The organism is Streptomyces sp. NH27 (assembly GCF_056859195.1).
In genome coordinates this window covers 1-11,085 of the sequence record NZ_JACEGK010000248.1, presented here as the reverse complement: position 1 = coordinate 11,085, position 11,085 = coordinate 1, and the positions used below count along the sequence as shown (strand labels likewise).

At 72.2% G+C, this 11,085-nt stretch carries 10 protein-coding genes and 1 rRNA gene; 4 read left to right on the top strand and 7 right to left on the bottom strand.

The window, feature by feature from the left end; all coding sequences use genetic code 11:
• Positions 1–124 (bottom strand): 16S ribosomal RNA (locus tag AC13HU_RS20675); the annotation flags it as partial.
• 764 nt (positions 125–888) lie between these two features.
• On the opposite strand from AC13HU_RS20675, the gene trpS reads away from it, so the two are divergent.
• Positions 889–1,968 (top strand): tryptophan--tRNA ligase, encoded by a 1,080-nt coding sequence (gene trpS, locus AC13HU_RS20670; RefSeq protein WP_483043394.1) that lies wholly within the window; start codon positions 889–891, stop codon positions 1,966–1,968.
• 105 nt (positions 1,969–2,073) lie between these two features.
• On the opposite strand, the gene proC is transcribed toward trpS, so the two are convergent.
• Both proC and AC13HU_RS20660 read right to left on the bottom strand, forming a co-directional pair.
• Complete coding sequence (gene proC / locus AC13HU_RS20665; protein WP_483043396.1) at positions 2,074–2,880, bottom strand: pyrroline-5-carboxylate reductase; 807 nt, start codon at positions 2,878–2,880, stop codon at positions 2,074–2,076.
• A 122-nt stretch (positions 2,881–3,002) separates the two neighbouring features.
• A complete protein-coding gene (locus tag AC13HU_RS20660) occupies positions 3,003–3,488 on the bottom strand; it encodes a tetratricopeptide repeat protein (RefSeq protein WP_483043393.1) in 486 nt (161 codons plus the stop codon).
• Between the two features lie 267 nt (positions 3,489–3,755).
• Here AC13HU_RS20660 and AC13HU_RS20655 point away from each other — a divergent pair, with 267 nt between their 5' ends.
• Positions 3,756–4,166 (top strand): hypothetical protein, encoded by a 411-nt coding sequence (locus AC13HU_RS20655; RefSeq protein ID WP_483043392.1) that lies wholly within the window; start codon positions 3,756–3,758, stop codon positions 4,164–4,166.
• 84 nt (positions 4,167–4,250) lie between these two features.
• Here AC13HU_RS20655 and AC13HU_RS20650 read toward each other — a convergent pair whose 3' ends face one another.
• Positions 4,251–4,796 (bottom strand): hypothetical protein, encoded by a 546-nt coding sequence (locus AC13HU_RS20650; protein WP_483043391.1) that lies wholly within the window; start codon positions 4,794–4,796, stop codon positions 4,251–4,253.
• A 193-nt stretch (positions 4,797–4,989) separates the two neighbouring features.
• Here AC13HU_RS20650 and AC13HU_RS20645 point away from each other — a divergent pair, with 193 nt between their 5' ends.
• Positions 4,990–5,865, top strand: coding sequence for a glycosyltransferase family 2 protein (locus AC13HU_RS20645; protein ID WP_483043390.1), 876 nt, complete (start codon positions 4,990–4,992; stop codon positions 5,863–5,865).
• Positions 5,866–5,909: 44 nt separating this feature from the next.
• Here the strand turns inward: AC13HU_RS20645 and ilvD are convergent, their stop codons facing one another.
• The 3 genes from ilvD to AC13HU_RS20630 form a co-directional block, all read right to left on the bottom strand.
• Positions 5,910–7,763 carry a dihydroxy-acid dehydratase gene (ilvD, locus tag AC13HU_RS20640; RefSeq protein WP_483043389.1) on the bottom strand — a complete coding sequence of 618 codons (1,854 nt, stop codon included), beginning with the start codon at positions 7,761–7,763 and terminating at the stop codon, positions 5,910–5,912.
• Positions 7,764–7,942: 179 nt separating this feature from the next.
• The gene (locus tag AC13HU_RS20635) at positions 7,943–8,746 is read right to left on the bottom strand and encodes a sugar phosphate isomerase/epimerase family protein (RefSeq protein WP_483043395.1); all 804 of its coding nucleotides are present in this window, start codon (positions 8,744–8,746) and stop codon (positions 7,943–7,945) included.
• Between the two features lie 246 nt (positions 8,747–8,992).
• Positions 8,993–10,024 carry a Ppx/GppA family phosphatase gene (locus AC13HU_RS20630; protein WP_483043388.1) on the bottom strand — a complete coding sequence of 344 codons (1,032 nt, stop codon included), beginning with the start codon at positions 10,022–10,024 and terminating at the stop codon, positions 8,993–8,995.
• A 169-nt stretch (positions 10,025–10,193) separates the two neighbouring features.
• On the opposite strand from AC13HU_RS20630, the gene AC13HU_RS20625 reads away from it, so the two are divergent.
• On the top strand, positions 10,194–11,085 hold an 892-nt coding region (locus AC13HU_RS20625), incomplete at its 3' end, for a DUF3109 family protein (RefSeq protein ID WP_483043387.1).

The window sequence follows — 11,085 nt, the reverse complement described above, 5'->3', positions numbered from 1 at the left end:
AGATTGCCCACGTGTTACTCACCCGTTCGCCACTGATCCACCCCGAAGGGCTTCACCGTTCGACTTGCATGTGTTAAGCACGCCGCCAGCGTTCGTCCTGAGCCAGGATCAAACTCTCCGTGAATGTCCACCGGTAATCCGGCATCACACCCGCGAAAGAGCGGCACCACGGGGAGGAATAATCCCCGGGTGCACAGCGTCCTCGCTGTGTATTTTTCTTCAAAGGAACCTCATCCCGATCGAAACCGATCGGAACGGGGTATCAACATATCTGGCGTTGACTTTTGGCACGCTGTTGAGTTCTCAAGAAACGGAAGCTGCCATCAGCGACCCTTCCGGGCCCCTCCGGGCTTTCCCTTCGTTGTGTTCCCGACTCTATCAGACGCTTTCCAGTGCCTGACCCCCAGTCAGTGGGGTTTGTCTTTCCGGCCCTTCGGCCGTTCCGACGAGTGAGACTTTAGCGGAAGTTCACCGGCCGATCCAAATCGGCCGCTTCCCGTTCCGCCGGGCATTCCTAAAGCGCACAGACAAGCGAACACGGCAAAGCGCGTTCGACTCGAATGATTACTGCGGAATGGCTGCCCGGGGACCAACCGAGGTCGGCGCTCACATCGGACAACCCGGAGGACATTACGCATCCGCCACGACCGTGTCAACCCCGGCCGGTTCCGGCCCGTACCGGCCCCCATCGGCCCGTACCGCGGTACTGTGGCGTGCATGACCTTGTATACGCACAGCACCCAGTGGTGGGGCGCCTAGGGCGGCCCGGGACTGACGTATGCATCCAACGGCCGCCGCCTCGGCGGCCGTTTGCGTTGTGCCCTCGGTCGCACACCGAGCGGCGGTCTCCGATCTGTCACAGGACACAGGACACAGGAGACGACGGACATGACGGCGACAACGCGGGAGACGACCCAGCCGGCGCAGCGTGCCGCGGGTGAGAGCAAGGACGGGCCGGGGCGACCACGGGGCGCCCGCATCTTCAGTGGGGTCAAGCCCACCGGGCACCTCACCCTGGGGAACTACCTCGGCGCGATGCGCCGGTGGGCCGACGCGGACCAGCATCGGGCGGAGTCGCTCTTCTGCGTGGTGGACCTGCACGCGCTGACCGTGGAGCACGATCCCGCACGGGTGAGGCGACTGAGCCGGCAGACGGCGGGGCTGCTGCTGGCGTCCGGGCTGGACCCTGACGTGTGCACGGTGTTCGCGCAGAGCCACGTGGACGAGCACACCCGGCTGATGTACCTGCTGGAGTGCGTGGCCACGGACGGCGAGATGCGCCGGATGATCCAGTACAAGGAGAAGTCGGCCAGGGCGCAGGCGTCCGGGCAGAGCGTGCGGCTGTCTCTGCTGACGTATCCGGCGCTGATGGCGGCGGACATCCGGGCGTACGGGGCGACCGATGTCCCCGTGGGTGAGGACCAGACGCAGCATGTGGAGCTGACCCGGGACCTGGCGGTGCGGTTCAACCAGCGTTACGGGCACACGTTCGTGGTGCCGAAGGCCACGGTGCCGGCGGTGGCGGCGCGGGTGATGGATCTCCAGGACCCGCTGGCGAAGATGGGGAAGTCGCACGAGGCGACGGCCGGGATCGTCTACCTGCTGGACGAGCCGGAAGCGGTCGTCAAGAAGGTGCGGCGGGCGGTGACGGACAGCGAGCAGGGGGTGTCCTACGACCGTGAGACGCGGCCGGGGGTGGCGAACCTGCTGGAGATCCTGTCGGCGTGCACCGGCGAGGAGCCGGGTGTGCTGGCCGAGCGGTACGACGGGATCGGCGTGCTGAAGGCGGACACGGCGGAGGCGGTGGTGGAGCTGCTGCGGCCGTTGCGGGCGCGGCATGCCGAGATCAGCGCCGATCCGTCGTATGTCGACGGGGTGCTGCGCGAGGGTGCGGCGCGGGCCCGGGCGCTGGCACGGCCGACGGTGGACGCGGCCTACGAGGCGATCGGGTTGCTGCGACCGGCGTGAAACGGGGTGGGGCGCGGGTCACCCACGTGGTGTGCCGGGTCACCCACGTGGGTGACCCGGCGCGCGGCCTCGGGCGGCGGCCCGGCCGGGCGACCGCATGAACGGCTATGCGCCGGTGGCCAGTTCGCGGCTGCGGTCGCGGGCGGCTTCCAGCGCGGCGATCAGGGCGGCGCGCACGCCGTGGTTCTCCAGTTCGCGGATGGCGCTGATCGTGGTGCCGGCCGGGGAGGTGACGGCTTCGCGGAGCTTGACCGGGTGTTCGCCGCTGTCGCGCAGCATGACGGCGGCGCCGATCGCGGACTGGACGATGAGGTCGTGGGCCTGGGCGCGGGGCAGGCCGAGCAGGATGCCGGCGTCGGTCATCGCCTCGACCAGGTAGTAGAAGTAGGCGGGGCCGGAGCCGGAGAGCGCGGTGGCGGCGTCCTGCTGCTTCTCGGGGACGCGCAGGGTCTTGCCGACCGGCTGGAAGATCGCCTCGGTGCGCGCCAGGTGCGTCTCGTCGGCGTGCCGTCCCGCGGAGATCACGGACATGCCCTCGTCGACGAGCACGGGGGTGTTGGGCATGACCCGGACGACCGCGGTGCCGTCGGTGAGGCGTTCCTCGAAGAAGGCGGTGGGGATACCGGCGGCGGCGCTGATCACCAGCTTGTCGGCGCCGACGTGCGGGGTGAGTTCGGTGAGCAGGGCGCCCATGTCCTGGGGCTTGACCGCCAGGATGAGGGTGTCGGCGGTCTTCGCGGCGTGCGCGTTGTCGACGGCCTCGACGCCGTAGCGGGTCCGCAGTTCCTCGGCGCGTTCGGCGCGGCGGGCGGTGACCAGCAGGTCGTCGGGGGCCCAGCCGGCCCTGATCATCCCGGAGAGCAGCGCCTCGCCGATCTTCCCGGTGCCGAGGACGGCGACGGTCTGCGTCAGGGCGGTGGTGGCGGTCATGGCGGTTCACCTCAAGCGGTACGGGGCTCCCTGTCCGGTCATCCTCGCAGGGGCGCGGGCGCGGTGGTGGCCGCGTCCACTCCTCGGGCAGGCGGGACGCGGGGTCAGGCCGTCTCGTCGAGGTGGTCGGCGTAGTAGTCGAGCGCGCCGCGGTAACGGACGACGGCGGGTGCGGAGCTGGTGGCGGTGAGGAGTTTGAGCAGGTCGGCGACTGCGTCGCCGGAGCGGCCGAGGTTGTGCAGGGCGATCGCGCGGAAGGCGGTCAGGGCCGGGTCGCCCGGGTATTCGGCGAGGGCACGGTCGAAGGCGGCGAGCGCGTCGTCGTACCGGCCCAGCACCCGGTAGGTGCTGGCGAGACCGGTGTGGGCGCCGAGCCGGTCCTCGTCGTCCAGGCCGCCGATGGCGAGCGCGGTCTCGTAGAACGGGACGGCTTCGGCTTCGAGGCCGAGGCGGTCGTGCAGCCAGGCGGTCTGGTACGCGACGGCGGGGTCCTGCGGGTGCCGCGCGGCGAGGACGAGCAGGGCGTCGCGGTCCCCTGCCTCGCGCAGCCGGGTCGCTTCGGCCGCGGCGTGCGCGTCGTACGAGGTCATGGCCGTCATCATGCCGCACGGTCCGGCGCCGTACGGTCCGGCGCCGTACGGTCCACCGCCGTACGGATCGCCAGGTACGGATCCCGCCGTACGGCGACGCGGGCGGGAGCGGCGGATGTAGCGGGTACACCAGCGGCGGTAGGGAGCGGTAGGGGCGGTTCAGGGTCATCCCCTATGGCGTGCGGACGGTGCGGGGTGGACCGTTGCGGTATGAGTCGTTCATCCCGTGAAATCTCTGCATCGGGCGCGGAGAAGCGGCACTTGGCCGTGGCTTCGGTGACCCTCGGACCCTGGCGGCCGGCCGCCGTCGTGGGCGCGCTGGGCGGTGGAGTGTCGCTGGTCCTGCACCTCGTGGGCGGGCACTTCGGGCTCGGTGTCCTGAGCAGTGCGGTGTCGGTGGCCGCGCTGCTGTTCTTCTGCGTGGGCGGGGCCGGCTCGGTGCTCGGCTACTCCTCGCGGGGCGGCGGCCGGGACCACCGCATCAGGCGCTGGGCGCGTTCGCATCCGTGGCAGGTGGCCGCCGTGCCGGCCGGGATGATGTTCCTGACCGACGTGGTGGTGCGGCAGGTGCTCACCAGCCAGGGTTTCTTCGGGTCGGTGTGGACCGGCCTGTGGCACGGGGCCGTGGTGGCGGCGGTGGTCGGCGTCGCGGGCACGTTCAGCAGGTCTCGGGCGTAGAGCACGGGTGCGGGCCGGGGGGACCGGGGCCCGGACCGGAGGGGCGCTGGCACGGTTCGCGGGCGACGGCGGTAGGTCGCGGCGCTACCGGCGGCGCTTGGCGGCGCCGCGGACCTTGCCGCGGCCGGCCGGGTTGCCGGTGCGCTGCGCCCGGCGGCGTTCGTACTGCTCGCGCGCCTGCTCGTACTCCGCCCGCTGCAACCGCTCCCCCGGCGCCTCGTACAGGCTCCGCACGAAGTACGCCAGCAGGGCGCCCACGAAACCGATCACGTACAGGCCCTGCATCGAGGTGCCCGGGTCCGCGTCGGCGCCCGCCGCCGGGACGCGGCGCCGTACGTAGCCCCGCCAGGTCCGGCCGAACATCAGCACGCTGCACACCGCGAAACCGGTGCCGGCCAGGATGTTCACGAACAGGCCGACGTCGGCGTCCGTCAGGCCCTGGAAGCCGAAGAGCAGCACCAGCGCGCCGAGCACCGCGCTCACCAGCGACCCGACCGCCACGCCCACCCGCCGCAGCGCGTAGCCGCCGTCGTGGCCGACCCAGGTCGTCCCGAAGAACCGGATCGGCTCCGGCCGCGGGGCTCCGGCCGTACGGTCGCGGTCCTCGCCGGGCCCATGGGTGTCGCTCACGCCACCGATTATGCGGGATCGGCCCGACCCGCCCGTCCGGCCGCCGGCGCGGCGCGGTCCCGTCCCGCTGTCCCGTCCCGTGTCAGAAGTAGCCCCTGAGCCGTTAGGGCCTGGCGTGTGGATTCGCGACGGGGATGCGTAGGCCGTGGCGTTAGCATCTGCGGGTCGGACCCGAGGAACGGAGACTTCACCCGTGCGCCACCCTCGTGTAGGTGTTGCCATTCTGACGATGGGCACCCGGCCCGCGGAACTCCTCGCGCTGCTGGACTCCGTAGCGGTGCAGGAGACTCCGGCGACGCGGGTCGTGGTGGTGGGGAACGGAACGCCGCTGCCGGAGCTGCCCAAGGAGGTGGCCACGCTCGAACTGAGCGAGAACCTCGGGATTCCCGGCGGCCGCAACGTGGCGATCGAGGCCCTGCGGGAGTTCGGCGACGTGGACGTCGTGGTCGACCTGGACGACGACGGGCTGCTGCTGGGCACCGACGTCTTCACCCGGCTGTGCGCGCTGTACGAGGCCGACGACCGGCTGGGCGTGGTGGGTTTCCGGATCGCGGACGAGCGGGGGCGCACCGCCCGCCGGCACGTGCCGCGGCTGCGGGCGTCCGATCCGATGCGCGGCGGGCTGGTGACCACGTTCCTGGGCGGCGGGCACGGCCTGTCCATGCGGATGCTCGACGAGATCGGCGGCTGGCCGGGCCCGTTCTTCTACGCGCACGAGGAGACCGACCTCGCCTGGCGGGCGCTGGACGCGCGCTGGAACGTCCGGTACGCGCCGGAGCTGGTGCTCCAGCACCCGTGGACCTCGCCGACCCGGCACGCGGTCTACTACCGCAACCTCGCCCGTAACCGGGTCTGGCTGGCCAAGCGCCACCTCCCGGTGCTGCTGGTGCCCGCGTACCTGGGGGTGTGGACGGCGCTGACCGTGGCGCGCACCCGGTCGGGGGCCGGACTCAAGGCGTGGTGTGCCGGGTTCGTCGAGGGCGTGCGCACGCCGTGCCCGCCGCGCCGGCCGATGCGGTGGTCCACCGCGTGGCGGATGACCCGGCTCGGCCGGCCGCCGCTGATCTGATCGACCGGCGCGATCAGATCAACGGCGGCTCGGCAACGCCGGGTTCAGCGCTCCAGCAGGGTGACGTCGCGCACGGCGCCCTTGTCCGCGCTGGTCGCCATCGCCGCGTACGCGCGCAGCGCGGTGGAGACGTGGCGGGTGCGGGCGCGGGGCGCGTACACGCCGTTCAGGGCCTCCCGGCGGGTGGCCAACTCCTCGTCGGAGACGAGCAGTTCCATCGTGCGGTTCGGGATGTCGATCCTGATCCGGTCACCGTCCTCGACCAGCGCGATGGTGCCGCCGGAGGCCGCCTCGGGCGAGGCGTGGCCGATGGACAGGCCCGAAGTGCCGCCGGAGAAGCGGCCGTCGGTGACCAGCGCGCAGACCTTGCCCAGGCCGCGGCCCTTGAGGAAGGACGTCGGGTAGAGCATCTCCTGCATGCCCGGGCCGCCGCGCGGACCCTCGTAGCGGATGACCACCACGTCGCCGGGGGTGACCTGCTTGGCGAGGATCTTCTCGACGGCCTCCTCCTGCGACTCGCAGACGACGGCCGGGCCCTCGAAGGTCCAGATCGACTCGTCGACGCCCGCGGTCTTCACCACGGCGCCGTCCAGGGCGAGGTTGCCGCGCAACACCGCGAGGCCGCCGTCCTTGGAGTAGGCGTGCTCGACGTCGCGGATGCAGCCGCCGGCCGCGTCGGTGTCGAGGGTGTCCCACCGCTCGGACTGGGAGAACGCCTCGGCGGAGCGGACGCAGCCGGGGGCGGCGTGCCACAGCTCGACGGCCTCCGGCGACGGGGAGCCGCCGCGCACGTCCCAGGTGTCGAGCCACTGCTTGATCGAGGGCGAGTGCACGGTGTGCACGTCCTCGTTGAGCAGCCCGCCGCGGTAGAGCTCGCCGAGGAGGGCCGGGATGCCGCCGGCCCGGTGCACGTCCTCCATGTAGTACGTGCCGCCGGGTGCCACGTTCGGCGCGACCTTGGCCAGACACGGCACGCGGCGGGAGACCTCGTCCATCTCGCTGAGGCCGTAGGTGACTTCGGCCTCCTGGGCGGCGGCCAGCAGGTGCAGGATCGTGTTGGTGGAGCCGCCCATCGAGATGTCCAGCGCCATCGCGTTCTCGAAGGCGGCCGGGGTGGCGATGGAGCGCGGCAGCACGGACGCGTCGTCCTGCTCGTAGTACCGCTTGGCCAGGTCCACCACGGTGGCGCCGGCCCGCTCGTACAGGGCGCGGCGGGCGGTGTGGGTGGCGAGCACCGAGCCGTTGCCGGGCAGGGACAGGCCGATCGCCTCGGTGAGGCAGTTCATCGAGTTGGCGGTGAACATGCCGGAACACGAGCCGCAGGTCGGGCAGGCGTTCTCCTCGATGCGGAGGATGTCCTCGTCGGAGACGTCGTCGTTGACGGCGTCGGAGATCGCGTTGATCAGGTCGAGCTTGCGGACGGTGCCGTCGACGAGGGTGGCGCGGCCGGCCTCCATGGGGCCGCCGGAGACGAAGACCGTCGGGATGTTCAGCCGCAGCGCGGCCATCAGCATGCCCGGGGTGATCTTGTCGCAGTTGGAGATGCAGATCAGGGCGTCCGCGCAGTGCGCCTGGACCATGTACTCCACGGAGTCGGCGATCAGGTCGCGGGAGGGCAGCGAGTAGAGCATGCCGCCGTGGCCCATCGCGATGCCGTCGTCCACGGCGATCGTGTTGAACTCGCGCGGCACCGCACCCGCCGCGAGGATCGCCTCGGAGACGATCCGGCCGACCGGCTGGAGGTGCGTGTGGCCCGGTACGAACTCGGTGAAGCTGTTGGCGACCGCGACGATCGGCTTGCCGATGTCGGAGTTGGCGACGCCGGACGCACGCATCAGCGCGCGGGCGCCGGCCATGTTGCGGCCGTGGGTGACCGTACGTGACCTCAGCTCGGGCACGGTTTCCCCTCCTTCTTGGACCCGGGTTTCGCCCCTCGGGTCCACTTCGCTCGTACGAGTCTGCGCTGCCGGGACTCGCGACTGCCTGGACGACGAGCCTACGCCCGCGGCCCAGGATTCGGACGCCCCGTCCGCATGGTGGCCCCGGGCCGGAGGGAGGGTCAGGCGCGGAGGGAGGGTCAGGGCACCCTGACGGCGGCCAGATGCAGCCGGGTGAACGCGAGCGCCTCCGCGAGGTCCTCCTCGCGCTCGGCCGCGGACATGGCCCGGCGGGTGTTCACCTCGATCACCACGTGCCCGCCGAAACCGCCGGAGGCCAGCGCGCCCAGCAGTTCCGCGCAGGGCTGTGAGCCGCGCCCGGGCACGAGGTGCTCGTCCTTCGCCGAGCCGTTGCCGTCGGCCATGTGCACGTGGGCGAGCCGGTCGCCCATCCGCGCGGCCATCTCCAGCGCCTCGCTGCGCGAGGTGGCCGCGTGCGAGAGGTCGACCGTGAAGTGCCGGTAGTCCTCCTTGGTCACGTCCCAGTCGGGGGCGTACGCGAGCATCTCGCGGTCGCGGTAGCGCCAGGGGTACATGTTCTCGACGGCGAACCGGATGTCCGTCTCGTCGGCCATCCGCCACACCCCGCGCACGAAGTCGCGGGCGTACCCGCGCTGCCAGCGGAAGGGCGGGTGCACCACGACGGTGGAGGCGCCCAGCCGCTGGGCGGCGGCGCGGGCCCGCTGGAGCTTGGTCCACGGGTCGGTGGACCACACCCGCTGGGTGATCAGCAGGCATGGCGCGTGTACCGCGAGGATCGGCACCTGGTGGTAGTCCGACAGGCGGCGCAGCGCCTCGACGTCCTGGCTGACCGGGTCGGTCCACACCATGACCTCGACGCCGTCGTAGCCGAGCCGCGCGGCGATCTCGAACGCGGTCGCGGTGGACTCCGGGTAGACCGAGGCGGTGGACAGCGCGACTTTCACGTCGGACGGGCCGGACATTCCAGAAATACCGGACATGGTGGTGGCGCGGCCCCGAAGGGCGTCGCGCGCCTCGGGTCGGTCCGCTGGTTGTCGCACGCAAGCCAGCGTACGGCGGCCGGCCGGTCGAACGGCGCCACCACTCGTGGAGCGGCGCGCGGACGAGCGTGCAGCGGGCCGCTCGTACGGGTGCCGCTCGTACGAGTGCTGCGGGCGCGTCCGCGGTGCTGCCCGTACGACCGTCCGTGCGTCCATGGGGCCGTCGGCTCAGGCGGGGCGGCGGGCCACCGAGGAGGGCAGGTCGTCCGGGGTCACCGCGGAGGCGGCCGGGCCGCGTCCTGCCGCCTGGTCCCGCGCGGCCCAGGCCACCTCGCCGGCCATCACGTCGAGCTTGCGCAGGATCACCCCTTCGCGCAGCGCCCACGGGCAGATCTCCAGCTCGTCCATGTCGAAGAGGTCCATCGCGCCCTCGGCGACCAGGGCGCCCGCCAGCAGCTGCCGGGCCCGGCCCTCGGAGACCCCGGGCAGCGCGGCGCGCCGGGAGGTGCTCATCGCGGCCAGCCGCGGCACCCACTCCTCCAGCACCTCGCGTCGCAGCGTGCGCTGCACGTACAGGCCGTCCGCGCTGCGGGCGGCGCCGCCGATCCGGGCGAGCTGGCGGAACGTCTTGGAGGTGCCGACGGCGTGGTCGGGGCGGCCGAGCCGGGCGAACTCCGGCACCGCACGCGCTATCTCGGCCCGGGCGTGCTTGCGCAGGGCGCGCACGTCGTCGGCGGCGGGCGGGTCGCCGGGCAGCCAGCTGCCGGTCAGCCGGCCGGCGCCGAGCGGCAGGGAGACGGCGGCGTCCGGGTACTCGTCCATGCCGAAGGCGACCTCCAGCGAGCCGCCGCCGATGTCCAGCACCAGCAACCGGCCCGCGGACCAGCCGAACCAGCGGCGTACCGCGAGGAAGGTCAGCCGGGCCTCGTCGGCGCCGGACAGCACCGTCAGCCGTACGCCGGTCTCGCGCTCGACCCGGTTCAGCACCTCCTCACCGTTGGCCGCCTCCCGGACCGCGGAGGTGGCGAACGCCAGGACGTCCTCGACACCCTTGTCCTCCGCCACCCGCATCGCGTCCGCGACGGTGCCCACCAGCCGGTCGACCCCGGCCTCGCCGATCGCGCCGCGCGCGTCGAGCAGTTCGGCCAGCCGCAGCTCGGCCTTGTGCGAGTACGCCGGCAGCGGGCGCGCGCCCGGGTGCGCGTCCACCACCAACAGGTGAACGGTGTTGGAACCCACGTCGAGCACTCCCAGTCGCATGGGCAGCACTGTAGCCAGCGGTGCCCCCGGGCGGCGCCGGCCGACGGTGGCGCGCACGCTCGACGATCACCTTCGACGCGCACGTCCGACGTGTACGGGCCCGCTCCTGTTCGGCGCCCACGGACCCGCGTGACCGCATTCGACGCATTACGGTCTTACGCTTGGGCGCGTGGCGAAGGTGAAGGCCCGCAAGGGCACGAAGAAGAGCGCCGGGACGACCGCGGCGACCAAGGCGGGCGTGCCCGACGAGACCGGGCTGGACTTCGCCCGGGCCTGGGTGGAGTTCGTCGACCCCGCCGACGAGGAACAGGTCTTCCGGTGCGACCTGACCTGGCTCACCTCCCGCTGGACGTGCGTCTTCGGCAGCGGCTGCCAGGGCATCGTGGCCGGCCGGGCCGACGACGGGTGCTGCTCGCTGGGCGCGCACTTCTCGGATGACGACGACGAGAAGCGGGTCGCCGGGCATGTGGCCCGGCTCACTTCGGACGACTGGCAGTTCCACGACATCGGCACCGGGTCCGACGGCTTCTGGGCCGAGGAGAACGAGGACGGCGAACGGCAGACCCGCGTGGTGGACGGCGCCTGCGTCTTCTCCAACCGGGCCGGGTTCGCCGGGGGTCAGGGCTGCGCTCTGCACGCGCTCGCGTTGCGCGAGGGTCGCGAGCCGCTGGAGACCAAGCCCGACGTGTGCTGGCAGTTGCCGATCCGCCGTACCTTCGACTGGGTGGACCGGCCCGACGACAGCCGGGTGCTGGTCGTGTCGATCGGCGAGTACGACCGGCGCGGGTGGGGGCCCGGGGGACATGACCTGCACTGGTGGTGCACATCGGCGACCTCCGCGCACGGTGCGGGTGAACCTGTCTACGTCTCCTACCGGCCCGAGCTCACGGAGTTGATGGGTGCGGCCGGGTACGCCGAACTGGTCGGGCTCTGTGAGGCGAGGCTCGCGTCGGCGCTGCCACTGGTGGCACCGCACCCGGCGGACCCGGCGAGCCCCCTGGCGTCGACCGACCGGCACTTGGAGTGTACGGGCCCGCTCCTGTTCGGCGCCCACGGACCCG